Source organism: Limnohabitans sp. MMS-10A-192 (assembly GCF_003063335.1).
GTDB lineage: Bacteria > Pseudomonadota > Gammaproteobacteria > Burkholderiales > Burkholderiaceae_C > Limnohabitans_A.
This window is the reverse complement of record NZ_NERX01000001.1, coordinates 703,395-727,673: the sequence shown is the minus strand read 5'-3', so window position 1 is coordinate 727,673 and position 24,279 is coordinate 703,395. Positions and strand designations below refer to the sequence as shown.

22 protein-coding genes are annotated in these 24,279 nt (G+C 61.2%); 13 read left to right on the top strand and 9 right to left on the bottom strand.

Annotated elements, in window-relative coordinates:
* Positions 1–72: 72 nt before the first annotated feature.
* Complete coding sequence (locus tag B9Z43_RS03565; protein ID WP_108322740.1) at positions 73–855, bottom strand: class II aldolase/adducin family protein; 783 nt, start codon at positions 853–855, stop codon at positions 73–75.
* A 239-nt stretch (positions 856–1,094) separates the two neighbouring features.
* Between B9Z43_RS03565 and B9Z43_RS03560 the strand changes: the two genes are divergently transcribed.
* The gene (locus tag B9Z43_RS03560; protein WP_108322739.1) at positions 1,095–2,090 is read left to right on the top strand and encodes a tripartite tricarboxylate transporter substrate-binding protein; all 996 of its coding nucleotides are present in this window, start codon (positions 1,095–1,097) and stop codon (positions 2,088–2,090) included.
* Between the two features lie 91 nt (positions 2,091–2,181).
* Here B9Z43_RS03560 and B9Z43_RS03555 read toward each other — a convergent pair whose 3' ends face one another.
* On the bottom strand, positions 2,182–3,081 hold the full coding sequence (locus B9Z43_RS03555; protein WP_108322738.1) for a hypothetical protein: 900 nt from the start codon (positions 3,079–3,081) through the stop codon (positions 2,182–2,184).
* Positions 3,082–3,227: 146 nt separating this feature from the next.
* Between B9Z43_RS03555 and B9Z43_RS03550 the strand changes: the two genes are divergently transcribed.
* Genes B9Z43_RS03550 through B9Z43_RS03530 form a run of 5 tightly spaced genes read left to right on the top strand, consistent with a single transcriptional unit; the run spans position 3,228 to position 6,152 of the window.
* Positions 3,228–3,533, top strand: a complete 306-nt coding sequence (locus B9Z43_RS03550) for a YciI family protein (protein ID WP_108323244.1) — start codon at positions 3,228–3,230, stop codon at positions 3,531–3,533.
* A gap of 12 nt (positions 3,534–3,545) precedes the next feature.
* On the top strand, positions 3,546–3,848 hold the full coding sequence (locus B9Z43_RS03545; protein ID WP_108322737.1) for a Dabb family protein: 303 nt from the start codon (positions 3,546–3,548) through the stop codon (positions 3,846–3,848).
* Positions 3,849–3,866: 18 nt separating this feature from the next.
* Entirely contained in the window at positions 3,867–4,484 is a 618-nt protein-coding gene (locus B9Z43_RS03540) for a nuclear transport factor 2 family protein (RefSeq protein ID WP_108322736.1), read from the top strand.
* A gap of 37 nt (positions 4,485–4,521) precedes the next feature.
* Complete coding sequence (locus tag B9Z43_RS03535; RefSeq protein WP_158270057.1) at positions 4,522–5,529, top strand: tripartite tricarboxylate transporter substrate binding protein; 1,008 nt, start codon at positions 4,522–4,524, stop codon at positions 5,527–5,529.
* Between the two features lie 35 nt (positions 5,530–5,564).
* Positions 5,565–6,152, top strand: coding sequence for a malonic semialdehyde reductase (locus B9Z43_RS03530; protein WP_199222238.1), 588 nt, complete (start codon positions 5,565–5,567; stop codon positions 6,150–6,152).
* A gap of 7 nt (positions 6,153–6,159) precedes the next feature.
* Here B9Z43_RS03530 and B9Z43_RS03525 read toward each other — a convergent pair whose 3' ends face one another.
* The 5 genes from B9Z43_RS03525 to ylqF all read right to left on the bottom strand — a co-directional run bounded on the left by B9Z43_RS03525 (position 6,160) and on the right by ylqF (position 11,386).
* The gene (locus tag B9Z43_RS03525) at positions 6,160–6,753 is read right to left on the bottom strand and encodes a 3'-5' exonuclease (protein ID WP_108322733.1); all 594 of its coding nucleotides are present in this window, start codon (positions 6,751–6,753) and stop codon (positions 6,160–6,162) included.
* Positions 6,754–6,797: 44 nt separating this feature from the next.
* Entirely contained in the window at positions 6,798–8,462 is a 1,665-nt protein-coding gene (locus tag B9Z43_RS03520) for an FAD-dependent oxidoreductase (RefSeq protein ID WP_108322732.1), read from the bottom strand.
* 17 nt (positions 8,463–8,479) lie between these two features.
* Positions 8,480–9,349, bottom strand: coding sequence for a fumarylacetoacetate hydrolase family protein (locus tag B9Z43_RS03515; protein ID WP_108322731.1), 870 nt, complete (start codon positions 9,347–9,349; stop codon positions 8,480–8,482).
* Between the two features lie 40 nt (positions 9,350–9,389).
* Positions 9,390–10,343: a tripartite tricarboxylate transporter substrate binding protein gene (locus B9Z43_RS03510; RefSeq protein ID WP_158270056.1), complete on the bottom strand. Its 954-nt coding sequence runs from the start codon at positions 10,341–10,343 to the stop codon at positions 9,390–9,392.
* Positions 10,344–10,447: 104 nt separating this feature from the next.
* On the bottom strand, positions 10,448–11,386 hold the full coding sequence (ylqF, locus tag B9Z43_RS03505) for a ribosome biogenesis GTPase YlqF (RefSeq protein WP_108322729.1): 939 nt from the start codon (positions 11,384–11,386) through the stop codon (positions 10,448–10,450).
* A 105-nt stretch (positions 11,387–11,491) separates the two neighbouring features.
* Between ylqF and B9Z43_RS03500 the strand changes: the two genes are divergently transcribed.
* From B9Z43_RS03500 to B9Z43_RS03490, 3 genes are all read left to right on the top strand, one after another.
* Entirely contained in the window at positions 11,492–13,558 is a 2,067-nt protein-coding gene (locus B9Z43_RS03500; RefSeq protein ID WP_233250003.1) for an ATP-dependent DNA helicase RecQ, read from the top strand.
* A gap of 489 nt (positions 13,559–14,047) precedes the next feature.
* On the top strand, positions 14,048–14,542 hold the full coding sequence (locus tag B9Z43_RS03495) for a hypothetical protein (RefSeq protein WP_108322728.1): 495 nt from the start codon (positions 14,048–14,050) through the stop codon (positions 14,540–14,542).
* A 148-nt stretch (positions 14,543–14,690) separates the two neighbouring features.
* Positions 14,691–15,866: a YbfB/YjiJ family MFS transporter gene (locus tag B9Z43_RS03490; RefSeq protein WP_108322727.1), complete on the top strand. Its 1,176-nt coding sequence runs from the start codon at positions 14,691–14,693 to the stop codon at positions 15,864–15,866.
* A 6-nt stretch (positions 15,867–15,872) separates the two neighbouring features.
* Here B9Z43_RS03490 and B9Z43_RS03485 read toward each other — a convergent pair whose 3' ends face one another.
* Positions 15,873–16,577 (bottom strand): VOC family protein, encoded by a 705-nt coding sequence (locus B9Z43_RS03485; RefSeq protein WP_108322726.1) that lies wholly within the window; start codon positions 16,575–16,577, stop codon positions 15,873–15,875.
* A complete protein-coding gene (locus B9Z43_RS03480) occupies positions 16,574–17,173 on the bottom strand; it encodes a C40 family peptidase (protein ID WP_233250002.1) in 600 nt (199 codons plus the stop codon). The genes B9Z43_RS03485 and B9Z43_RS03480 overlap by 4 nt, the downstream gene beginning before the upstream one ends.
* Before the next feature lie 72 nt (positions 17,174–17,245).
* Here B9Z43_RS03480 and B9Z43_RS03475 point away from each other — a divergent pair, with 72 nt between their 5' ends.
* From B9Z43_RS03475 to odhB, 4 genes are all read left to right on the top strand, one after another.
* Positions 17,246–17,851 carry an isochorismatase family protein gene (locus tag B9Z43_RS03475; RefSeq protein ID WP_108322725.1) on the top strand — a complete coding sequence of 202 codons (606 nt, stop codon included), beginning with the start codon at positions 17,246–17,248 and terminating at the stop codon, positions 17,849–17,851.
* A 152-nt stretch (positions 17,852–18,003) separates the two neighbouring features.
* Positions 18,004–19,902 (top strand): propionate--CoA ligase, encoded by a 1,899-nt coding sequence (locus B9Z43_RS03470; RefSeq protein ID WP_108322724.1) that lies wholly within the window; start codon positions 18,004–18,006, stop codon positions 19,900–19,902.
* Positions 19,903–20,105: 203 nt separating this feature from the next.
* Complete coding sequence (locus tag B9Z43_RS03465; RefSeq protein ID WP_108322723.1) at positions 20,106–22,973, top strand: 2-oxoglutarate dehydrogenase E1 component; 2,868 nt, start codon at positions 20,106–20,108, stop codon at positions 22,971–22,973.
* Positions 22,974–23,017: 44 nt separating this feature from the next.
* Positions 23,018–24,268, top strand: coding sequence for a 2-oxoglutarate dehydrogenase complex dihydrolipoyllysine-residue succinyltransferase (gene odhB, locus B9Z43_RS03460; RefSeq protein ID WP_108322722.1), 1,251 nt, complete (start codon positions 23,018–23,020; stop codon positions 24,266–24,268).
* Positions 24,269–24,279: the final 11 nt, after the last annotated feature.

The window sequence follows — 24,279 nt, the reverse complement described above, 5'->3', positions numbered from 1 at the left end:
AGGTAACACCCCTCAGCCCGCTCGCCATCCGCTTCGTCACCTTCTTCGCTGCACAGCGCGGCAATCAAGGTTTTAGTCGGCATAACCCGGGTTCACCCGGTCGACCACCCGCATCATGGCTTCAAAAAACAGGCGCTCGCGTTCGCTGCGGGGGTGTCGGTCATGGGGGCTGGGATTTTTGATGCGCTGGATCACGGATTCGGTCAGCACGTTCAGGGGCTGGCCGGTGCCCATGGCCAGCACTTGGGTGCGGCAGGCTTTTTCGAGTTTGTAGAGCCGGCGGTAGGCTTGTGCCACGGTGTCACCGACCGTCATCACGCCATGGTTTTTCATGAAGAGCACGGTTTTGCCGCCGCTCATGAGCTGCGACAAGCGTTCGCCCTCGGACAATTCTGCGGCCAGCCCGGTGTAGTGGTCATCGTAGGCGATGACGCCGTCAAAAAAGGCGGCGGTTTGGGTGGCGGGCAGCAAGCGGTTGGCTTTGAGCATGTTCAAAGCCGTGGCCCAGGGTTGGTGGGTGTGCAGCACCACTTTGGCACCCGTGAGGCGGTGCACCGGGGCGTGGATCGATTGCGCCGACAACTCGACCACGCCAGTGCCTTCCAGCGTTTCGCCCGCTTCGTTGAAAACCATCATGGTGCTGGCTTTGGCTTCGGACCAATGCACGCCAAAGGGCGAGATCAGGTACTGGTCTTCACGCCCAGGCACCATGACGGTGAAATGGTTGTCGATGCCTTCGTCAAAGTCGTGCAGCACCGCCAAACGCAAAGCGGCGGCCAAGTGCACCTTGGCTTGCCAAACGGGGTCGTCTTGGCTGTGTGATGTGGCGTTTGCTGAGGTTGATGCGGACGACATGGGTGCTCTTTCGATGAGGGATCTGGGCTGCACTTTATGCAGGAGCCGCCTGCGTAGCTGTCACTTTTGAGGCAAGTGATTGAGTTGTTTTAGTCAGCTTGCCACTTCTGCAAGTGTTTGCTTGCCATGTCGATAACGGCTGTGTTTGCTTGCTGCATCAAGATAGCCCAGATGCTTTACATAAATTGAATATTTAATTATTATTAATAATTAATAGCTAAAATTTCATAAAAAAACACATGATCCACAAACGCCAAACCCTTCGTCACCTCTGCACCTTCGGATTGATGTTGGCCGCTTGGCCGCTGGTGAGGGCGCAAAGTCAAATGCGGGTGTTGGTGCCGTTTCAGCCTGGGGGCATATCCAGCCTCTTGGCCAACACGCTCGTCTCTGAGCTGAATCAAATCAAGCAACAAAACTGGACTGTGCAGCACATCCCGGGCTACTCCAATATGAGCGCGGTGCGTTCCTTGCTGGAAGCCGGTCACCAAGGCCAATGGGATCTGATGATCGCTGGGCCAACGGTACTCACCATTGGTGACAGCATGAACCCATTCATGAGTGTCAAAGCCGACAGTGCGCTCAAAGTGTTGCTCGGCCTGATTCAAGGCCCTATGGTCTTGATCAGTCACAGAAATTCCGACTTGGACCATTGGCAAAAAATCAAGCGCAGCAAACGCCGTTTGCGAATTGGCGTCTCAGGGCTGGGCTCGCCAGCTCATTTTGTCGCCGCACACTTGGATAAATCGGTGTTTGCCATGGGTGATGCCTACAACACCGATGGAGACCTGCCCTCCATGGAGAGCTTGGCCAAGGGAGAGCTGGACTTGGCCGTTATCAGCATAGGTTCGCTGTTGCCGCCACTTGATCAACATTACCGCGTCTTGCTCACCAGCGGTGCAGAGCCCATCGAGTGGGGCAAGCACAACACGGTGCCCACCATGGCCTCTGTTGCAGACACACCCGAGGCCCAAGCCTTTCAGTTTTACAACTGGCTGTCGGTTTGCGCATCAGCGCAAATGCCCTTGCACATGCAACAAAGCATCATTGAAGCCATACGCGGCATCAAAGCTGCAGGGGCCTTTGCTGCGGTCGCCGGCGCCACGCACCACCAAGTCATGCTTGCCTCCCCCTCCGATCTGCAGCAGCAAATCCAGCAAAGTCGAGTCCTGCTGGAGCAATACATCTTGCGTGCCGATCTCTCCAACACACTGGGAATGGCACTCAAGCATTAAGCGAGAGATCAGATCTTTCTAACGCGCGGTCAACCATTGTTGAATTTGGGTGGCGCACATCATTTCCAATGCCCAGGGCCGGGCGGCGCAATCAATGCGCCCCGAGGTAACACCCTTCAGCCCGCTCCCCATCCGATTCATCACCTTCTTCGCTGCACAGCGCCGCAATCAAGGCTTGGTCCACCACTTGGCCGGGTAGCAACAGCTCTTCATTCGTCCAGCGTTTGACCAAGTGACCATTGGCCACGCCGCCGGTGTGCGGGGCTTGGTAGGCGCGGCGGTGTTGCATGGTGATGCCGCTGTTGGCGTTGGCAATAAATCGGCTTTCGCCCAAGGCCCAGGGTTCAAAGTAGGCGTTGGCCGCGGCATCCACTTGGCGGAAGTAGCTGCGTGCGCCTTCGGCGTTGAGCTTCTTGCGCACGGTGCGCGTGATGAGGCCTTGCAAGTGGTCGAGCGCGGCATCGTCCATCTGGCTGATGGTGGTCAGGCTCATGTCCCGTCCGGCCAGCGCTGGCGTGGTGGCCAACTCGGCGGGCAGCACTTGCACCATGGCTTTGACCACATCGTGATGGGGCGCTACAGCAGTGGCCACGCCGCGTGTTTGCGGCTGGATGGGGCAGCGAATTTCCACAAAGCGCGGCTTGACGGGGCCGGTGCAGCCGTCGTGGTGGTAGTACTCGCCCTGGCTCAGCCGCCCTTTGCTGGAGCGCCCGCGCACGTCGCGGTAGGTGGGGTGCTGTGTGTGTGCATTCAGGCAGACCACCAAGCCGGTGGCATCCACCAATTGGTAAAAGGCTTCGCGCCATTCGGGCAAGAGCAGTTGCTCGTGCAGGTAGTCGCTGGGCGCCGTGCCTTCTTGGCCGACTTCACCTTCGATCACCAACACAAACGGCTTGGGCCTGCGCACGCGCCACAAGGCGTTGGCAAAGTCCAGCACTGTGTTGGTGGTTTCTGGGGGTGTGTCGGCACATGGGGCCGTGGCTTCGGACATGGTGGAAATTCGGTTGTGGTTGGGCTCGAACAGCGATCCCAGGACCGGGCCAATTTTAGGGCTTCGCAGGGGTGTCTTCTGCAGGACTGATCCTGTGTTGGGCGCATGAAAGAATGATCTCAAACACCCCAACACGGAGACAAATGATGCTTTTTGCATTCATCTTGATCGATAAACCCGACTCGTCCGCGCTGCGCCAGCGCGTTCGGCCCGAGCACAAGGCTTATCTGGCGGCTGCAGCTGAGCGCATCGCGTTTGCAGGGCCGTTCACCCACGACGATGGCACCACCATGTTGGGCAGTCTGCTGGTGATGGATTTCCCCAGCCGCGATGCGGCGCATGCGTGGCTGGCCGATGAGCCGTTCACCCGAGCCGGTTTGTATGGCAACGCATCTGTGCAGGCCTTTGTTAACCTATGGCCCCAAAAAATGGGCTTTCCGCCCGCAGCATGAAGGACATACGCCATGATCAAACACATTGTGATGTGGAACGTCCGCAGCGACTCAGCCGAGGAGCGCCTGGGGGCTGTGAATCAGATTCAGCGCAGCTTTGAGAGTTTGCGAGGCCGTATCCCCGGTTTGCTGCACCTGGAAATCGGGGTGGACAGCAGCCGCATCGACTACGCCTGCGATGTGGTGCTGTACAGCGAATTTGACAGCCAGGCCTCGCTGGATGCCTATGCCAGTCACCCAGAGCACACGCGTGTGAAGAATGAGGTGGCAGATTTGCGCATTGCGCGCCACCAAGTGGACTACACCCCCAATTGATTGATCAGGAGACAAGAGATGAGCCCAGCATTGAACGATGAGTTGTTGATCCGCCAAATGGTCGAGCGTTGGGCCGTTTGGCGCGACGCCGGCGATTGGGACCGCTTTGCCACCGTGTGGCACCCCGAGGGCGTGATGATGGCCACCTGGTTTCAGGGGCCGTTCAGCGAATTCATCCGCGTGACCCAAGAAGGTTGGGCCAAGGGCGTGAGCATCTTGCACTTTCTGGGCGGCTCTGCCGTCGAGGTCGCGGGTGACCGGGCCATTGCCCAGACCAAGATGACCATTTCGCAGCGCGGCATGGTGGAGGGCGAAAACGGCCCCGTGCTGTGCGATGTGGTTTGCACAGGGCGTTTTTACGATTTCGTGACCCGTCACAACGGCGAGTGGAAGTTGCTGCACCGCCAACCCATCTACGAAAAAGACCGCATTGATCCGGTGGACTCCACGGCCGTGCTCAAGCTCGACACGGCGGCACTGGCCACCTTCCCGGAGGGTTATCGCCATCTGGCCTATATCCAGACGCGCATTGGTTACACGGTCAAGATGGACATGCCCATGCTCAAGGGCCCGGTGGTCGATGAGCTGTACAAGCGCGGCGCACGCTGGCTCGCTGGTGGCGCACTGGAGCGCTGAGTTCAAAAAATCGCATTCATTTTGTGAGGTGAATTCCATGGATCAAACTCGTATTCCTGTGTCTGATGCGCATCGCCGGGCTTTCTTGCAGGCCTTGTCCGCTGCGGGCTTGGTCGGGCTGGCGCCTGGCGCATGGGGGCAGGGCGCGTACCCCAATCGCGCACTCAAGGTGATCGTGCCTCAGCCACCCGGTGGCGGTTTTGACTTTGTGGCGCGTGCGCTGGCCGAGCGATTGGGTAAGCCGCTGGGGCAAAGCATCGTGGTGGAGAACAAGCCCGGCTCGGGCACGCTGGTGGGCACGGATGCTGCCGCCAAAGCCGATCCCGATGGCTACACATTGCTGTTGGGCTCGGTCTCCAACATCGCGCTGAACATGGGTTTGTACGACAAGCTCTCCTACGACAGCTTGCGCGATTTCGAGCCGGTGGGTTTGGCCGTGAGCTACAGCTACACCTTGATGGCCCGTAAAGATTTGCCTTTCAACTCGCTCAAAGATGTCGTGGCGTATGCCAAGGCCAACCCCGGCAAGCTGACCTATGCCTCTGCGGGCAACGGCTCAGGACAACATGTGCTGGCTGCGGCTCTGTGGCATTTGGCGGGGGTGAACCTGGTGCATGTGCCGTATCGCGGGGCCCAGGCGGCTTATCAAGATTTATTGGGCGGGCGCGTTGACCTGTTCTTCGATCTGTCTTCCACGGCCCGCGTGCAGGTGAATGCGGGCACCGTGAAGGCCCTGGCGGTTTCGGGTGCCGAGCGCAACCCGATGCACCCGGATGTCTCCACCATTTTGGAAAGCGGTGTGGCACAGCTGGATCTGGAGTCTTGGTTTGGCTATTTCGTGCCCAAAAAGACACCCGCCGATGTGCAAGAGCGCCTGCGCAGTGAGCTGGCCAAAGTCATTGCGCAAACGGATTTGCAAGACAACTTCCGCAAGGCGGGTGGCAAGCCCTTGGCACTCAATGCCGAGCAGACCCGCGCCTTGGTGCGTCGCGATGTGGAGCGCTGGACCAAGTTGGTGCGCGACATCGGCATCAAAGCAGAATAAATTCTCCCCATCTTTCCAACTGGAACCGCATCATCATGAAAATTGACAACGCCGCCATTGAGCAACTGTTTCTGAACGCCCGCACGGCCAACGGCTTTCTCGACAAACCCGTGCCAGCTTCGCTGCTGCAAGACATTTACGACATCGCCAAGATGGGCGCGACATCGATGAACGCGCAGCCCACGCGTTATGTGTTCCTCACGACCGAAGCCGCCAAGGCGCGTCTCATGCCAGCACTGAGCCCTGGTAACGTGGTCAAGACCGAATCGGCCCCCGTGTGCGTGATCGTGGCCACCGACAACCAGTTCTACGAGCACATGCCTGTGGTCTTTCCCAACAACCCCGGGGCCAAAGCGCTGTTTGAAGGCAATGCCGCATTGGCACAAGGCACTGCCACGCGCAACGGCACTTTGGGTGGGGCTTATTTCATGATCGCTGCCCGCGCCTTGGGCCTAGACTGCGGCCCGATGAGTGGTGTGGACCTGGCCAAAGTCAATGCAGAGTTTTTCCCGGACGGGCGCTGCACGGCCAACTTTCTCATCAACCTGGGCTATGGCGATGAGAGCAAACTGTTTGCGCGCAACCCGCGCTTGAGTTTTGAGCAGGCGTGTACGGTTTACTGAGCTGTATTCAAATCGCCAATGCTTGCCAAACGCGGTAGGCCGCGTAGGCATCGTTGGCGGCGTACACCAGTTGTGACTCGCTCAAGCGGGCGTTGGCCCAGTTGCTGGTGGCCGCCTTCTTGGATTTGATGAAGCGTTCATTGAACAGCACCGCCACCGCGCCTTTGACGCCCATGTCCTTGCGGTAACCGCGTTGGTGAAAGACGGTGTTGAGCTCCAGGATGCCTTGGGGCTCAATGCCCAGTTTCTGGATGATGCGTTTGCGGTCATCGCCCAAACCAAAACCAGCCTTGACGATGCCTGCAAGCGCCAGCAGTTCGGCCGCCACGTCTCGGCACTCGCCTTCGTGCAGTTGAAACACCCAAGCGCGTTCAGCGGTGGACAACTGCAGGATGTGCGGCCCGTCCGATTGTTCGCCCACACGAAAGGTGGGCTTGGACTCTGTATCAAAGCCCCAGGCCGTAGCGTTGCGCAGTTGCGCTTTGGCCTCTTGCGCTTGAGCACCCGTGCTCACCAGTGTGATGCGGTCCAGCCCCAGCCGTTCAAAAGGTGGGAGCAGGGCGATGGCGTCTTTGTCTGGCGTGGCGTGGTGGATGTTCATGAAGGCGTGTTCGGGTCCGTGGATTGACCATGGACTGTAGCGCCTTATCCCGGTACCAGTCCCAGCGCTTGTGCCAGGATGACGTGTGCGTGGGTGGCCTCGTGACCTCGCCAGGCCACGATCTGGTCAGGGCGTATCAAGACCAAGGGCGCCTCATACAGCGCCAGCAAGTCGGGGCCAGGGTGGCTCACCACTTTCAAATCCAGTCCGATGTCACGGGCCGCTTGCGTGAAAGCCTGGGCATTTGGCGGCGCATCGCCCAATGCCAGCAAGGTCCATTCGAAGTTGAAGCTGTCATACAGCGAGCGGCCATCGGCCAGCCAGGCGTGGGGCGGTCTGCCGCCCGGCGTGGCGCAGGGGGTGTAGCTGTTGGCGGCATCGGGCGGGGCCGAGCTGCCGTCGCCCACGATGATGGGGCTGCCGTCGTAGCGCCCGCCAAAGGTCACGCCCGGGATGTTGAATTCGCGCCGCACATGGCCGTTCAGGTATTCCGAGGCCAGCGTCCGTGCCGCTTCGCCTTGCGGGCTGTCGTCTTCCAGCTCGGGGGCTGCGTCGAACAAACCGATGGAGTCCGCAAATTGACGGGCATAGCCGGTGTTGCGCACCGCCAGCGGGTGGCGCTCCAAGTGGTAGCTGTCCAGCAAGGCGGGCGGGGCCAGTCCCTTGAGCACGCTGGCGAGTTTCCAGCTCAGGTTGACCGCGTCTTCGACCGCCGTGTTGTAACCCAAGCCACCGGTGGGGGTGAACAGGTGCGCGGCATCACCGCCCAGAAAGACACGGCCTTGCTGGAACGACTCGGCCACCAGCGCGTGCCCGGCCATCCAGGTGGCCATGGACAAAATCTCGATCTCGATGGCTTGCCCATAGGCCTGCGCAAACAAACGCCTGGCATCGGCTTCGGTCAGGGCTTCGGTGGCGGCGTCATCGGCCATCTGGATGTGAAAGGCAAATTCGCTCACCCCGTCGACCGACATGATGAAGGCGCGCAGCTCGGGGTTGACCACCACGTACATCCAGGACCGGTCATTGGGGTTGCGGGCATAGAACTCGGGCGCTTTGAGGTACACGGCCAGCATCTTGCCGCCCATGAAGTTGCGCTTGAAGCCGGTGGCGCCGCCCCAGGCAATGCCCAGTTCGTGCCGCACAAAACTGCGTGCGCCATCGGCCCCCACCATGTAGGCGGCCTGCACGTTCAGCGACTCGCCGCCATCCACGGCTTGCACCGTTGCCTCGATGCCCGCGCCGGTGTCCTTGAAGGCCTGAAGCCGCCAGCCGTAGCGCATCTCGACACTGGCTTGTGCTTGGGCATGCCGGTGCAAGTTCACTTCGACAAACTTTTGCGAGACCCGGTGGGGCAGCTCGGCCGCGCTCCATGAGCCCGACATGTTTTTGATCGCCTGTGGCGCTGCGGCCGCTGTGGGCAAGCGCAAGCGGGCCAGCTCGGTGCCTGCAAAGCGGGTCAGGTAAGCGATGTCGGTCGGGTGATCAGGCGGCAAACCCATGCTGCGGATTTCATGCGCAAAACCCAGCCGACGGAAATGCTCCATGGTCCGAGCCTGCGTGGCGTTGGCTTGCGGGTTGAAGGCGGTGCCGGGCTTGGCGTCCACCAGCAGGCAGCGGATGTTGCGTCGGCCCAATTCAATGGCCAGCATCAGGCCGCAAGGGCCACCGCCCGCAATCAGAACATCGACCTGGAGGGTTGGCGTCATGAAGAGGTATGCCCGGTTCAGCGGGCCAGCAGGCCAATCTGGTTGCTCAAAATGCCGATGCCTTCGATGTCGATCTCGATGGTGTCGCCGGGCTGCATCCACACCGGCGGTTTGCGCGCATAGCCCACACCGGCTGGCGTGCCCATCACGATCACGTCACCGGGCTCCAGGGTCATGCAGGCCGACATCATGGCAATCGTGGGGGCCACATGGAACACCATGTCGGTGGTGCTGGCGCTTTGCATGACCTGGCCGTTCAGGCGTGACTCGATGTGCAGGCCCACGCAGCCGGGTGGCAACTCGTCTGCGGTGACCAAGTGGGGGCCAAAGCCCCCGGTTTGGTCAAAGTTCTTGCCCACGGTCCATTGGGTCGTCTTGCGCTGGTAGTCGCGGAAAGTGGCGTCGTTGAAGCAGGCGTAGGCAAACACCGAATCCAGCGCGTCGGCCTCGCTCACATTGCGGGTGGTTTTGCCAATCACCAAGGCCAGTTCGGCCTCGTAGTCTAAAGAGGTGGAGATGGGCGGGATCGGGATGGTGCCTTTGTGCGCGAGCAGCGACGAAGGCCCACGGAAAAAGATGGTGGGGTAGTCCGCCACTTTGTTGCCGCCTTCGGCCGCGTGGTCGTGGTAGTTCACGCCCAGGCAAATGATTTTGCTGGGGCGTGGCACGCAAGGCAGCAAGCTCACTTGGCTCAAGGCCGTGGCTTGTGCGCTGGCGGCGCGTTGGGCGATGCTGGCCATCAGCGCCGCGTTGCCGCTGGCCAGGGCAAAGAAGTCGTTGATGCTGGTGGGCGCGTTGTCCATGCACTGGCGCATGTCCACCACGCCTGTGGCCAACAAGACCCCGTAGCGGGTGGCGTTGTCCTGCGTGTAGCTGATGAGTTTCATGGGTTCTTTCTTCTTGAAGGTGGTGTGAATGTCGGTGGACTCAGTCCACTTTGGCGCCGGTCTCTTGTACGACCAGCCCCCATTTTTTGGCTTCCGCGCCCAGGTAGTTGTCGAGTGTGGGCCGGTCCATGCGGACGGTTTCGAGCGATTGCGCCGCAAAGCTGTCGTTGAGCGCCTTGTTTTGCAGGATCTTGTTGACCTCGGCGTTCAGGCGGTCCAGCACTTCGCGGGGCGTGCCCGCAGGTGCCAGCATGGCAAACCAGGTGTTGGCTTCAAAGCCGGGGTAGCCCAGCTCGGCCACGGTGGGCACGTCGGGCAGGGCGCCGCTGCGCTTGCTGCTGGTCACGGCCAGTGGGCGCACTTTGCCTGCTTTGGCCAGTTGCACCACGGGGGGGATCGAGGTGGAGCCCACCGGCACCTGGCCGCTGACCACCGCGTTGGCCGCCGCTGCCGGGCTGTAGGGCGCGTGCAAGATGTCCACCTTGGCCAGGTTGCGGAACAGCAACTCGGCCCCCAGGTGGGTGGTCGTGCCATTGCCGGACGATGCGTAGCTGAGCTTGTCCGTGGGGGCCAGTGCCAGCAGCTCTTTGAGGCTGTTGGCCTTGACCGAGGGGTGCACGTAAATGATGTTGGGCGAGACGGCCGCCATGGCCACGCCGGTCAATTCTTTGCCGACCTCGTAACCGGCCTTGCTGTAGAGCGAGGGGTTCACCGAGTAGGCCACGCTGTGCATGAGCAGGGTGTAGCCGTCTGCGACGGAGCGGGTCACGGCCACGGTGCCAATATTGCCGCCAGCGCCGGGGCGGTTTTCAATCACCACGGCTTGGCCCAGGGCTTCTGCGAGGGGCTGGCTCAGTGCGCGCGCCACGATGTCGGTGGAGCTGCCGGGCGGGAAGGCCACCACAATTTTGATCGGCTTGTCGGGGTAGGCCGCATGGGCGGCGCTTGCCGCCAAAGTCAGTCCAGCCAGCCAATATTTGAGCGAAGTTTTCACGGAGCATCTCCTGGGCAGGGCATCTGCCGAAGCGGATGCTAGGGGAGAAAGTTCTGCAGCGGTGTCACGTGGGGTGCTAGGGTTGACCCCAGCCGATCAGTCTCTCACTTCCCAGCTTGTTTGCGCCCCGACTTTTTGGCCTTGTCGGTGGCTTCTTTGCGCACAGCGCGCTCGGCATCGGCTTTCTTGCCTTCGGCCAGCCATTGGGCAAATTGCGCTGGCGTTTCGATGCTCACGCGGCCCAGGGCCCCAGAGCGGAAGTCGTGGATCACGATGTGCGCGGCCTTGGTGGTGTTGACGCGACCGCCGCTTTGCATGGCGCCGCGCACGCGGCCAATGGCTTCGAGCAGAGTTTCATCGGTGTGGCTGGGCACGTCGGCGATCTTGTAACGCTCGGTCAGCGCCTGCGGGTAGTGCGGGATCAGGTAGTTCAGCAGCTCCAGCGCCACGACTTCCTCGTCAAACGCGTTCACGCCAATCGCGCCGCTGGCGGCCAGGTTGTAGCCACTTTGCTCGACGATGATGCGCGGCCACAGCACGCCGGGCGTGTCGTAGAGGTAAAAGTCGTCGGCCAGAGCGATGCGCATTTCCTGCTTGGTGACCCCGGCTTCGTCACCGGTTTTGGCGGCGCGTTTGCCTTTGAGGGTGTTGATCAGCGTCGATTTGCCCACGTTGGGGATGCCGCAAATGAGCACGCGCATGGGCTTGACCATGCCGCCCCGGTTGGGGGCCAGTTGGCGGCAAGCGTCGATCAATGCCTTGGTGGGCGAGGTCATGCTGGTGTCCAGGCCCAAGGCGCTCACGCCGGGCATGGCGTTGTAGTGGGCCAGCCACTGCGCCGTGCGGGCGGGGTCGGCCAGGTCTTGCTTGCTCAGGATTTTGAGTGCGGGCTTGCCCTTGATGAGCTCGGCCAGCATGGGGTTGGCGCTTGAGCCGGGCAGGCGGGCGTCCAACATCTCGATGACGACGTCAATCTCTTTGATGCGCTCCCCGATCGCCTTGCGCGTGAGGTGCATGTGTCCGGGGAACCATTGAATCGCCATAAAAAGCCGCTGAAGACCAAATGTCAAAGATGGTGATTGTCGTTGACTTCCCGAATGGTCCACTTGGTCGCAAAATGCCACAAACAAAATTTCAGGGAGAACGCCATGCACACCCGCCAAGCCGAAGACCGCGCCTTTGCTCAAACCCACATGAACACCGTGCTGGCCCGACTGGCCGGACCGGGTGCCACGCCGCGCCCGGACCAGGTCGATGCGGTGCATGCGGTGTTGCAACCTGCATCCCGTGTGCTGGTGGTGCAGGCCACGGGCTGGGGCAAGTCGGCGGTGTATTGGGCGGCCACGAACGCCATTCGCAGCACGGGCGCTGGTCCCACGCTGGTGGTGTCGCCGCTGTTGGCCCTCATGCGCGACCAGGTGAGCGCGGCCGAGCGGGCGGGCCTGAAGGCGGCTACGGTCAACTCCACCAACATTGACGACTGGGACGAGGTGTTTCAGCAGCTGGACGACGATGCCATCGACGTGCTGCTGGTCTCGCCCGAGCGGCTGGGCAACCCGCGCTTTGCGGCGCGGCTGGGCGCTTTGCTGGCCCGGGTGGGCCTGATCGTGATTGACGAGGCGCATTGCATCAGCGATTGGGGTTTTGACTTCAGGCCCGATTACCAGCGCTTGGCGCGGGCGCTGTTGTCCACGCCAACAGCCAGCGTGCTGGCCACCACGGCCACGGCCAACGAGCGGGTGACGCATGACATTGGCAAGCAGCTGGGCGCCAACACGGTGACGTTTCGCGGCACGCTGGCCCGCACCTCGCTCACGCTGTCGGTGGTGCCGGGGCTCTCGCCCTTGCAGCGCTACGCCTGGATCGCTGACGCGCTGGAGCAGCTGCCCGGCTCGGGCATTGTGTATGTGCTGACGGTGGCCGAGGCCGAGCGGCTCACCGCTTTTCTGCGCAGCTGCGGTCACGAGGTGGAGGCCTATTCGGGCCAGACCGACGCCGACACGCGTCTGAAAGTGGAAGACCGCTTGCGCCACAACCAGGTCAAGGCGGTGGTGGCCACCTCGGCGCTGGGCATGGGCTACGACAAGCCGGACCTTGGCTTTTGCGTGCATGTGGGCTCACCCTCGACACCGGTGTCCTATTACCAGCAGGTTGGGCGGGCAGGGCGGGCGGTGGCGCATGCCGAAGGGGTCTTGCTGCCGTCGGATGCGGACGAGCGCATTTGGGACTACTTCGCTACCGCGTCCATTCCCGATCCGAAGACGGCCGAGAAAGTGCTGAACAGCCTGGGCGGGGATGCACGCAGCCTGATCGAGATCGAAGCCGACACGGGCGTGCGAAGAGGGCGTTTGGAGGCGCTGCTGAAAATTTTGGCGGTAGAGGGCGTGGTGGACAAAGACGGCGCGGCCTGGCGGGCCACCGGCGTGCCCTATGTGCACGACACAGCCAAATGGACAGCGCTGGCCCAGGTGCGCCAGCAAGAGGCGGGCATCATGCGCCAATACGCGCACGGTGCGGGCTGTTTGATGGCGTATTTGCAAACGGCGCTGGACGACCCGTCGCCCGCGCCTTGCGGGCGGTGTTCGGTCTGTACTGGGCATGTGCCGTTTCCGGGCTTGACGCCCTCACAAGACAAATTGATCGCGGCACGCAACTTCTTGCGCGGCATGGACGTGGACATCGAGCCGCGCAAGCGCTGGCCGGCCGGGGGCGGCCGCAAAGGCACGATCCGAGGTTTTGATGTGGGCCGCGCTGTGGCCTTTGCCGATGATCCAGGCTGGGTGGCTGAGCTGCAGGCTTTGCGCTTGGCCCCCGGTGATGTGCCGCCCGATTTGCTGGCCGGGGCCGTGGCCACGTTGGGACGCTGGGCCAAGACCTGGCCTGCGCGCCCGGTGTGCGTGGTGCCCCTACCCGCGCCCGACATGTCCGCCCACCGCGTGCTGGCCGAGCACATTGCGCGCAAGGGCCGCTTGCCGCTGCACGATGTGTTCAGCTGGCGCGGCGGGCCTGCGCCCGACGACACCGCTTCGACCCCTGTTGTGGCGCATCTGGAGTCGGCCATTCGTCTGGCCGACGATGCGGAACTGCCGAACGGCCCGGTGCTGCTGGTCGCCAGCACGGTGCGCACCCGCTGGGCTGCCACCGTGGCCGCGGCGCTGTTGCGCGAGCAAGGCGCAAGCCAGGTGCTGGTGCTGGCTTTGCATTTGCAGCCTTGAACCGAAGCGCGCAACGGGTGTTGGCAAAGGGCTTCGCTGCACCATGGATCCCGGGTCTTCGCCCGGGATGACAAAAACAGAGGCTGTCATGCCGGACTTGCTTCATCTGTCACCCCAGACTTGCTCCATCTGTCACCCCAGACTTGCTCCATCTGTCATCGCGGAATTGGCTAATCTGTCATCCCGGACTTGATCCGGGATCCATGGCGCTCAGCTGGTGTTTGCAAAGGACTGCGCTGCACCATGGATCCCGGGTCTTCGCCCGGGATGACAAAAACAGAGGCTGTCATGCCGGACTTGCTCCATCTGTCATCCCGGACTTGATCCGGGATCCATCGCGCCCAGCTGGCGTTTCCAAAGGACTGCGCTGCACCATGGACCCCGGGTCTTCGCCCGGGATCACAAAAACAGGTGCTGCGCTGACATGTCAACCTCATCGGGCTTGGTTTCATCAGGCATGATCGCCATCCCACATTTCTCCAACAAACCATGACCGAAGACACCCAAGACACGCCCTTGCTGCAGGAAGCACGCCTTTGGCAAGACGAGCAATGGACCGCCAAGGTCATCAAAAATGAAGACGATGACGGCTGGGCGGTGGCCATGTACAAAGCCGGTGAGTCTGAGCCCGCGTTGGTCGGCCCTTGGACCATGGGCCGCGACAAAAAGAACCCCAAGCCGCTGGATGGCACGGCCTTCATCACGCTGGTCAAAACCGCCAGCGAGTTTGTGCGCCGCAGCGAGCAGCAGTTGCATGCGCAGCTCAACCAGAGCGTGACGGTGAACGGCCAAGACGGCCGTGTGACAGTGCTCTTGCGCATCGTGCCCGACGAGGACAACCCTTATGCCTTGCTGAGCGCCCAAGACGAGGTTGGCGAGACCCTGGCCGAGTTCAAGGTGGAGGCTGGCTTCAAGCTCAACCGACAGACGGCGCAAGCCTGGGTGGATGCCGACTTGGTCAAACCCGGCGGTGGGCGGCGCTGAACGTGGAGATGTCTGCGTGGCAAAGCTGGCGACCTGAGCTGCGACTGCGGTGGCTTTGGGTGGGGCACCTGTCTTGGCGGCTACAAGTCCATTACGTTGGCTAAGCCACAATCTGCACCAAGGCCACTTGGCTTCAACATCGCAATCCATGAGCACTGACGCATCGCACCTCAAACCTTGGCAGGTCATCATCGGCGGCATTTTTGGCCTGGTGCTCAGCATTGGTCTGGCCCGGTTTGCCTACACCCCTTTGCTGCCCGCCTTGCAATTGCAAACAGGCTTGAACGATGCCAGTGCGGGCGCTTTGGCGGCCATCAATTACGCGGGCTACATCTCGGGCGCGCTGGCCGCTGCCTGGATCGACGATGTGCGCTGGCGCCACCGGCTCTACAGCATGGGGCTGTGGATGTCCTTGCTCACGGTGGCCGGTATGGCGCTGTCGACCTGGATGCCAGCTTGGGCCCTGTGGCGCTACCTGGGCGGTTTGTGCGGTGCCACGGGCATGTTGCTCGGCGCCGGGCTGGTGCTGGGCTGGTTGATGCGCCAAGGGCGCCGACCCGAGTTGGGCCTTCATTTCATTGGCATCGGTTTGGGCATTGTGGTGTCGGCCCTGGGCGTGTGGGTCGTCTCGCGGGTCTGGGCCCTGTGGTCATCGCAGTGGTTGGCCATGGCGGCCATCGGGCTGGTGTTTTTTGTGCCGGCTTGGGCTTGGCGGCCACCGGTGCCGACTGCACCTGCTGCCAGCAGCGCCGCCGATGTGCCCAACAAGGTCTCGCGCCGCTGGATGCTGACCATGGCGGGCAGCTATTTTGCGGCGGGCTGGGGTTTTGTCATCAGCGCGACCTTCACCGTGGCCATTGTCGAGCGCGAACCGGCTTTGGCCGGGCAGGGCGCTTTGGCTTGGGCCTTGGTGGGCCTGGCGGCCATGCCTGCGGTGTTTTTGTGGGACAAGGTGGCGCGCCGTTGGGGTGATACGCGGGCTTTGTTGTTGGCTTTTGGCTTGCAGACGCTGTCGGTGATCTTGCCCGCTTTGTCGGGCTCGCTCGCCGCTGCTTTGGGAGGGGCCATCGGCTACGGCGCGACCTTCATCGGCATCGTCAGCTTGACGCTGGCTTTGGTCGGCCGCCGTGCGCCGCAAAACCCTGGCAAGGCCATGGCCCGCCTGACTTTGAGCTATGGCGCCGCTCAAGTGATTGCGCCGGTGGTGGCGGGGGCCATGGCGCAAGCCACGGGTACGTTCAAGGGGGCTTTATGGCTCACGGCAGGCGTCATGGCCTCAGGCATGGCGCTGCTGTCGACCCTGCCCGATGAGGGGCAGGGCTGAGGCACTTCAAATGCCCAGGCTGTCCAGCTGTACCAGGCCTTTGGGGGTTTGCAAGGTGGCGGTGATGTTGGCTGGGCCCGTTGCGATGGCGATGCCCTGCAGACCGATCGCTTCGTAGGCGGCTTGCAGCTTGGGGCCGCTGGGGTGGCTGATGGCGATGCTTTGCAGCGTCACGCCCGAGCGGGGCAGGCTGTTGCGCGGGTGCAGGCGCAGCGGCTCGGCGGCATCGGGCTTGCCCCACTGGATCAAGGTGGGCAGGCAACCGTTGAAAAGCCGTTCACCGTCTTCGCGCACGGTGATTTGCCAGTTGAGGGTGCCTTTGTTCGATTTGCGGCTGGCATGCACGATTTGGCCGCGCTCGATCTCTTGGGTCCGCAGCGCATGGCGAGCGCCCTTGATGTCGTCGGTGCTGGCCGCAAAAGTGACGAGACGAGGCGCCTGGGCCACGGCTTTTTGCAGAGCCTTGTCGTCCATGTCGAACCAGCGTGCCACGGAGCCTTTGGGGGCTGGGGCATCCGGGTTGATGGCGATGATTTCAAAATAGGCCAGCGGGTGCTTGGGCGACGCGATTTTGAAAAGGCGGTTGTGGGTGCCGTATTTTTCGTGCTCGCCGCCAGCTGCAGGGGTGATGCCCAGGGTGGCTTCGCACCAGGCCACGCCTGCATCCAGCGTCGAGGCCATGACCACGAGGTGGTCGATTTGAGAGTTCATGGTTTGTTCGGTTCGGTGTCAAGTGGAACGCGCCGCGCCCCATTGAACCGTTTTTGCCAATAGGCGCTGCGCATGTCGTCGACTTTAACCGCCTTGCCGGTGCGTGGCGCATGGATGAACTTGCCATCCCCGACATAAATGCCCACATGGCTGAAAGCGCGCTTCATGGTGTTGAAGAAGACCAGGTCGCCGGGCTTGAGTTCGCTGCGGTCAATGGTTTCTGTGCTGTGGGCTTGTTCTTCAGCGCGTCGAGGCAGGATTTGCCCAACCGAATTTTCATACAGGTAGCGGACAAAACCACTGCAATCGAACCCCGATGCTTCGCTGGTGCCGCCGCGGCGATATGGCACACCGAGCAGGTCCATGGCTTGTGTGATCAGTCCTGTGGCTTGTCCGCTGGCTTTGTCTTTGGCTGTGCTCAATTGACCTGCGAATTGGGACATCAAACCTTTTTCGACCAAAGGTTTGAGCGCTTCTTCATCCGTCGGCGCGGCAAGTGCCACTGACGAGAAGATCAGGCAACAAAGAGAAAGGAACAACTGACGCATAACTTTCGAGCATAACTGATTGTCGGATTGGATGTCATGCCAAATCATTCAATATTCATGTCGTCAAAGTTTGCTGAGCGCTCCTGCGACAATTGTTCCATCTAGAGAATGGATTTTGATATGTTGATCGATGTCGAAGAGAGTCAGTTGGTTTTGGTGGATTTCCAGGCCAAGCTCAAGCCGGTGATGCTGGACGCCGAGAGCGTCTGGTCCAACGCCGCCAAGCTGGCCGAGTTGGCCGCTGCACTGGAGCTGCCCGTGTGGGGCACCGAGCAGAACCCCTCGCGCCTGGGGGAGATGCCGCCAGAGTTGCGCTCGCATTGCCGCAAAGTGCTGGCCAAGATGCAATTCAGCGCTGTGGAAGAGGGCCTGGGGGAATGGCTGCAGCCCGTGCCTGCCCAGCCGCCGCGTGGCAACGCCCGCAGTTTGCCGCGTCACCTGCAAAAGCCCCAGCCTGAAAGCCAGGAGCGCAAAACCATTGTGTTGGCGGGTTGCGAAGCCCACATTTGCTTGCTGCAAACGGCGCTCGATTTGCTTGAAGACGAATTCGATGTGTGGGTGGTGACCGACGCCTGCAGTTCGCGCACCGAACGCAACCGCGATGCAGCCTACGACCGCTTGGCCGGTGCTGGCGCCGAGTTGGTAACGGCCGAGATGGTGGCCTTTGAGTGGATCCGAACGGCCGAGCACCCCGACTTCAAATTGCTGCAAAGTCTCTTCAAGTGATCCCCGGCGGCGGGTCCGCCTTGTCTTGTGTGTGACAAAGTCAGCTTGTTGCAAGTCCCTTATCCATAATTAAGAATTCATAAAGAGCTCTCTGGCCGCACGCGGCGAGGGGGCCTCACGGGTTCTTATTGGCAGGTATTGAGGAGTCTTTCATGGGCAGCTTTGCTGACTTTCACGCACGTTCGATCAACGACCGCGACGCATTTTGGGCCGAGCAGGCCAAACTGGTGGACTGGAAAGTCCAGCCGCAGCAAATTTGCGACTACAGCAACCCGCCATTTGCCAAGTGGTTCGTGGGCGGTCAAACCAATCTGTGCCACAACGCCGTGGACCGCCACTTGGCCGAGCGCGCCGATCAGCCCGCGCTGATCTTCGTGTCGACGGAAACCGACCAGGAAAAAATCTACACCTTCCGTGACCTGCACGCCGAAGTGCAGCGCATGGCCGCGATCTTGAAAGACTTGGGCGTGGTCAAGGGCGACCGTGTGTTGATTTACATGCCCATGATCGCCGAAGCCGCATTCGCCATGCTGGCCTGCGTGCGCTTGGGGGCCATCCACTCGGTGGTGTTTGGTGGTTTTGCCTCGCATTCGCTGGCCACCCGCATCGAAGACGCATCGCCCAAGGTCATCATCAGCGCCGATGCCGGTTCTCGCGGCGGCAAGGGCGTGCCTTACAAGCCATTGCTGGACGAAGCCATCAAGTTGTCGGCGCACAAGCCTGCCAACGTGATCATGGTTGACCGCAAACTGGCGGCCTTCACGCCTGTGGCCGGTCGCGATGTGGATTACGCCACCGAGCGCGCCAAGCACATGGATACCGTGGTGCCTTGCGAGTGGGTTGATTCCACCCACTCCAGCTACACCTTGTACACCTCGGGCACGACCGGCAAGCCCAAAGGCGTGCAGCGCGACACCGGTGGTTACACCGTGGCGCTGGCGGCCAGCATGCCGCACATCTTCCAGGGCAAGCCCGGCGGCACATTCTTTTGCACCAGCGACATCGGCTGGGTGGTGGGCCACAGCTACATCATCTACGGCCCCCTGATCGGCGGCATGGCCACCATCATGTACGAAGGCCTGCCCATCCGCCCAGACGGCGGCATCTGGTGGAGCCTGGTCGAGAAGTACAAGGTCAACGTCATGTTCAGCGCGCCCACGGCCATCCGAGTGTTGAAAAAGCAGGACCCCGCATTGCTGAGCAAATACGACCTGTCCAGCCTGCAAGCGCTGTTCCTGGCCGGTGAGCCGCTGGACGAGCCCACCGCCAAGTGGATTTCCGAAGGCCTGAACGGCAAGCCCATCATCGACAACTACTGGCAAACCGAAACCGGCTGGCCGATTTTGACGATCTGCAACGGCGTGGAAAAAGCCCCCAGCAAGTTTGGCTCGCCTGGCAAAGCCATTTACGGCTACAACGTCAAACTGGTCGATGACCAGACCGGTGAAGAACTGACCGGTGCCAACCAGAAGGGCGTGTTGACCATCGAAGGCCCGTTGCCGCCCGGCAACCTGCAAACCATATGGGGTGACGATGACCGTTTCGTGAAAACCTATTGGAAGACGGTGCCCAACAAGCTGGTCTACAGCACCTTCGACTGGGCGGTGCGCGACGAAGATGGTTATTACTTCATCTTGGGCCGTACCGACGACGTGATCAACGTGGCCGGTCACCGCCTGGGCACCCGTGAGATCGAAGAAAGCATTTCGAGCCACCCCAACGTGGCCGAAGTGGCGGTGGTCGGTGTGGCTGACCAGCTCAAAGGGCAGGTGGCCATGGCTTTTGCCATTGCCAAAGACACATCGGGGCTGACCAACGACGCGGCGCGCAAGGCATTGGAGGCCGAAGTCATGAAGGTGGTGGATTCACAGCTGGGTGCTGTGGCACGTCCTTCGCGCGTGTTCTTCGTGTCGGCTTTGCCCAAGACGCGCAGTGGCAAACTGCTGCGCCGCGCCATGCAGGCTGTAGCCGAAGGCCGTGACCCTGGTGATTTGACCACGATGGATGATCCGGCTGCTCTGCAGCAAATCGTCGATCTGATGAAGTCATGACAAAAAGGCCCCGCTTGCGGGGCCTTTTTTCGTTTGGACAGCGTGAAGCTGTAAGTTTGACATCGGCCAAGCCATGGCACAATGCGTCGTTACTCAGGCCCTTCCTTAGCCACAGTCGCATCCGCCAACCGGTCCAGCCGTGTCGCGGAAGGTAAAACTCAACCAACTTATGTTTCCCAGAGGGGAACGGAGGTCAGCGAAAAATGAGCGAGACAAATTCCGTCTACGCTGCCTATTCAGGCAACACCCACCTTTTCGGAGGTAACGGCCCGTACGTCGAAGAGATGTACGAGAACTACCTGGCCAACCCAGGCAGCGTGCCCGACTCCTGGCGCGAATACTTCGACGCCCTCCAGCACGTTCCCGCAGTCGATGGCTCCAACGCCAAAGACGTGCCGCACCTGCCCGTCATCAACGCTTTTGCAGAGCGCGCCAAAGCCGGCGGCACCAAGGTCGTCATGGCCAGCGAAAACGTCGAAATGGGCCGCAAGCGCACCGCCGTTCAGCAGCTGATTGCCGCTTACCGCAACGTCGGCCAACGCTGGGCCGATCTGGACCCGCTCAAGCGCACCGAGCGCCCCAACATCCCTGACCTCGACCCCGCTTTCTTCGGCTTCTCTGATGCCGACCAGGAAACCGTGTTCGACACCAGCAACACCTTCTTCGGCAAGAACAACATGTCCTTGCGCGAGCTGCTCAATGCGCTGCGCGAAACCTACTGCGGCACGATCGGCGCCGAGTACATGTACACCACCGAGCAGGCTGAAAAGCGCTGGTGGCAGCAAAAGCTGGAAAGCATCCGCAGCAAGCCCAACTTTGGCGCTGAGAAGAAAAAGCAGATCCTCGACCGCCTGACCGCAGCCGAAGGTCTTGAGCGTTATTTGCACACCAAATACGTCGGCCAAAAGCGTTTCTCGCTCGAAGGTGGCGAAAGCTTCATCGCCGCGATGGACGAGCTGATCCAGCAAGCTGGCGCCAAAGGCGTGCAGGAAGTGGTGATCGGCATGGCCCACCGTGGCCGCTTGAACGTCCTGGTCAACACCATGGGCAAATTGCCTGCGGACCTGTTCGCCGAGTTCGACCACACCGCCCCCGAAGACCTGCCCGCCGGTGACGTGAAATACCACCAAGGTTTCAGCTCGGACGTGAACACCGCCGGTGGTCCCGTCCACTTGTCGCTGGCCTTCAACCCTTCGCACCTGGAAATCGTGAACCCCGTGGTCGAGGGCTCTGTGCGCGCTCGCATGGACCGTCGCAACGACCCGCTGGGCCAACAAGTGCTGCCTGTGTTGGTGCACGGAGACTCCGCTTTCGGCGGCCAGGGCGTCAACCAGGAAACTCTGGCACTGGCCCAGACCCGTGGTTATTCCACAGGCGGCACCGTCCACATCATCATCAACAACCAGATCGGTTTCACCACCTCTGATCCACGCGACATGCGCTCCAGCGTGTTCTGCACCGACATCGTCAAGATGGTCGAAGCGCCCGTGTTGCACGTCAATGGTGACGATCCTGAGTCGGTCGTGCTGGCCACCCAGCTGGCCCTGGAGTACCGCATGACTTTCCGCAAGGACGTGGTGCTGGACGTGGTCTGCTTCCGCAAACTGGGCCACAACGAGCAGGACACGCCAGCACTGACCCAGCCGCTGATGTACAAGAAGATCAGCGCACACCCCGGCACCCGCAAGTTGTTTGCCGACAAATTGACCACGCAAGGTTTGGGCGAGACCCTCGGTGACGACATGGTCAAGGCTTACCGTGCTGCTTTGGACGCAGGCAAGAACACCACCGAGCCGGTTCTGACCAACTTCAAGACCAAGTTCACCGTGGACTGGGCGCCTTACATGGGCAAGAAGTGGACCGATGCCGGTGACACATCGATCCCATTGGCTGACTGGAAGCGTTTGGCCGAAAAAATCACGACCATCCCTGAGTCGGTCACACCGCACCAGCTGGTCAAGAAGGTGTATGACGACCGCGCAGCCATGGGCCGTGGCGACACGCCAGTGGACTGGGGCATGGGCGAGCACATGGCTTTCGCATCCTTGGTGGCCAGCGGCTACCCTGTGCGTTTGTCTGGCGAAGACTGCGGCCGTGGCACGTTCACACACCGTCACGCTGTGATCCATGATCAAAAGCGTGAGAAGTGGGACACCGGCACTTACGTGGCCCTGCAAAACGTCTCGGACAAGCAAGCTCCGTTCGTCGTCATCGACTCGATCCTGTCCGAAGAAGCCGTGCTCGGCTTCGAATACGGCTACGCATCGAACGACCCCAGCACCTTGGTGGTCTGGGAAGCCCAGTTTGGCGACTTCGCCAACGGCGCACAGGTCGTGATCGACCAGTTCATCGCGTCCGGTGAAGTCAAGTGGGGCCGTGTCAACGGTCTGACTTTGATGCTGCCGCATGGCTATGAAGGCCAGGGCCCTGAGCACAGCTCGGCCCGCGTGGAGCGCTTCATGCAGCTGGCAGCTGACACCAACATGCAGATCGTGCAGCCCACCACGGCCAGCCAGATCTTTCATGTGCTGCGTCGCCAGATGGTGCGTGATCTGCGCAAGCCCTTGGTCATCTTCACGCCGAAGTCGCTGCTGCGCAACAAAGACGCCACCAGCCCGGTGTCCGAGTTCACCAAAGGCAGCTTCCAGACCGTGATCCCCGAGAACAAGGCGCTCAAGGCTGACAAGGTCAAGCGCGTCATCGCTTGCTCGGGCAAGGTGTATTACGACCTGGTCAAGCAACGCGAAGCCAAGGGTGCGGACGACACCGCGATCATTCGCGTTGAGCAGCTCTATCCCTTCCCTCACAAAGCCTTTGCAGCTGAGATCAAGAAGTACCCCAACGCCACCGACATCGTGTGGTGCCAGGACGAGCCACAGAACCAGGGTGCCTGGTTCTTCATTCAGCACAACATCCACGAGAACATGCTCGATGGTCAAAAGCTCGGTTATGCCGGTCGCGCAGCGTCCGCATCGCCAGCGGTGGGTTACTCACACCTGCACCAGGACCAGCAAAAAGCACTGATCGAAGCGGCCTTCTCGAAGCTCAAGGGCTTCGTGCTGACCAAGTGATCCAACAGAACAACCTTGCGTTTAACCTTTAAAGAGAATTCAAAATGGCTATCGTAGAAGTCAAAGTCCCCCAACTGTCCGAGTCCGTGGCAGAAGCCACCATGCTGCAGTGGAAAAAGAAAGTTGGCGAAGCCGTCGCTGCTGACGAAATCCTGATCGAAATCGAAACCGACAAAGTCGTGCTCGAAGTGCCTGCACCTGCGGCTGGCGTGATCTCTGAAATCATCGTGGCCGATGGCGGCACCGTGGCTGCTGAGCAGCTGATCGCCCGCATCGACACCGAAGGCAAAGCCGGTGCCGTGGCTGCGCCCGCTGCCGCGCCTGCTGCTGCACCAGCCGCAGCCCCAGTGGCCGCTGCTGCAGCCACCGGTGGCAACATGGCCGGTGTGGCCATGCCCGCAGCCGCCAAGCTGATGGCCGACAACCACCTGGCCGCAGGCTCGGTCGCTGGTTCCGGCAAAGACGGCCGCGTCACCAAGGGTGATGTGCTGTCCGCAGTGGCCGGTGGTGTCAAGTCGACCGCCGCTGTGATTCCAACAGGCGCACCCACCAAGTCCTTGCCGCAAGTGGCTGCACCGGCAGTCGCTTTGGGCGACCGTCCAGAGCAGCGCGTGCCCATGACCCGTCTGCGCGCCCGCGTGGCCGAGCGCCTGTTGCAGTCGCAATCGACCAACGCCATCCTGACCACCTTCAACGAAATCAACATGGCCCCGGTCATGGACATGCGCAAGCGCATGCAAGAGCGTTTCGAGAAGGAGCACGGCTGCAAGCTGGGCTTCATGAGCTTCTTCGTCAAAGCCGCTGTGCACGCCTTGAAGAAATTCCCTGTGCTCAACGCTTCGGTGGACGGCAACGACATCGTGTACCACGGCTACTTCGACATCGGTATCGCTGTGGGCTCGCCACGCGGTTTGGTGGTGCCGATTTTGCGCAACGCTGACCAAATGAGCTTTGCCGACATCGAGAAGAAGATCGCCGAATTCGGCGTCAAGGCCCGTGACGGCAAGCTGGGCATCGAAGAGATGACCGGTGGTACCTTCTCGATCTCCAACGGCGGTACCTTCGGCTCCATGATGTCGACCCCAATCATCAACCCACCCCAGTCGGCCATTTTGGGCGTGCACGCGACCAAAGACCGCGCCATGGTGGAAAACGGCCAAGTCGTGGTTCGCCCCATGAACTACTTCGCGATGTCTTACGACCACCGCATCATCGACGGCCGCGAAGCTGTCTTGGGCTTGGTCGCCATGAAAGAGGCGCTGGAAGATCCAGCACGCTTGCTGTTCGACATCTAAACCCCTTGTTT

What these genes read in the sequence shown, in the direction of transcription:
- B9Z43_RS03470 (WP_108322724.1), top strand. Translation starts at nt 18,004, where the DNA reads ATGGGCAGCTTTGCTGACTTTCACGCACGTTCGATCAACGACCGCGAC.
- B9Z43_RS03535 (WP_158270057.1), top strand. Translation starts at nt 4,522, where the DNA reads ATGGATCAAACTCGTATTCCTGTGTCTGATGCGCATCGCCGGGCTTTC.
- B9Z43_RS03490 (WP_108322727.1), top strand. Translation starts at nt 14,691, where the DNA reads ATGAGCACTGACGCATCGCACCTCAAACCTTGGCAGGTCATCATCGGC.
- B9Z43_RS03555 (WP_108322738.1), bottom strand. Translation starts at nt 3,081, where the DNA reads ATGTCCGAAGCCACGGCCCCATGTGCCGACACACCCCCAGAAACCACC.
- B9Z43_RS03545 (WP_108322737.1), top strand. Translation starts at nt 3,546, where the DNA reads ATGATCAAACACATTGTGATGTGGAACGTCCGCAGCGACTCAGCCGAG.
- B9Z43_RS03495 (WP_108322728.1), top strand. Translation starts at nt 14,048, where the DNA reads ATGACCGAAGACACCCAAGACACGCCCTTGCTGCAGGAAGCACGCCTT.
- B9Z43_RS03530 (WP_199222238.1), top strand. Translation starts at nt 5,565, where the DNA reads ATGAAAATTGACAACGCCGCCATTGAGCAACTGTTTCTGAACGCCCGC.
- B9Z43_RS03465 (WP_108322723.1), top strand. Translation starts at nt 20,106, where the DNA reads ATGAGCGAGACAAATTCCGTCTACGCTGCCTATTCAGGCAACACCCAC.
- odhB (WP_108322722.1), top strand. Translation starts at nt 23,018, where the DNA reads ATGGCTATCGTAGAAGTCAAAGTCCCCCAACTGTCCGAGTCCGTGGCA.
- B9Z43_RS03565 (WP_108322740.1), bottom strand. Translation starts at nt 855, where the DNA reads ATGTCGTCCGCATCAACCTCAGCAAACGCCACATCACACAGCCAAGAC.
- B9Z43_RS03475 (WP_108322725.1), top strand. Translation starts at nt 17,246, where the DNA reads ATGTTGATCGATGTCGAAGAGAGTCAGTTGGTTTTGGTGGATTTCCAG.
- B9Z43_RS03480 (WP_233250002.1), bottom strand. Translation starts at nt 17,173, where the DNA reads ATGATTTGGCATGACATCCAATCCGACAATCAGTTATGCTCGAAAGTT.
- B9Z43_RS03515 (WP_108322731.1), bottom strand. Translation starts at nt 9,349, where the DNA reads ATGAAACTCATCAGCTACACGCAGGACAACGCCACCCGCTACGGGGTC.
- B9Z43_RS03525 (WP_108322733.1), bottom strand. Translation starts at nt 6,753, where the DNA reads ATGAACATCCACCACGCCACGCCAGACAAAGACGCCATCGCCCTGCTC.
- B9Z43_RS03540 (WP_108322736.1), top strand. Translation starts at nt 3,867, where the DNA reads ATGAGCCCAGCATTGAACGATGAGTTGTTGATCCGCCAAATGGTCGAG.
- B9Z43_RS03520 (WP_108322732.1), bottom strand. Translation starts at nt 8,462, where the DNA reads ATGACGCCAACCCTCCAGGTCGATGTTCTGATTGCGGGCGGTGGCCCT.
- B9Z43_RS03500 (WP_233250003.1), top strand. Translation starts at nt 11,492, where the DNA reads ATGCACACCCGCCAAGCCGAAGACCGCGCCTTTGCTCAAACCCACATG.
- B9Z43_RS03550 (WP_108323244.1), top strand. Translation starts at nt 3,228, where the DNA reads ATGCTTTTTGCATTCATCTTGATCGATAAACCCGACTCGTCCGCGCTG.
- B9Z43_RS03560 (WP_108322739.1), top strand. Translation starts at nt 1,095, where the DNA reads ATGATCCACAAACGCCAAACCCTTCGTCACCTCTGCACCTTCGGATTG.
- B9Z43_RS03485 (WP_108322726.1), bottom strand. Translation starts at nt 16,577, where the DNA reads ATGAACTCTCAAATCGACCACCTCGTGGTCATGGCCTCGACGCTGGAT.
- ylqF (WP_108322729.1), bottom strand. Translation starts at nt 11,386, where the DNA reads ATGGCGATTCAATGGTTCCCCGGACACATGCACCTCACGCGCAAGGCG.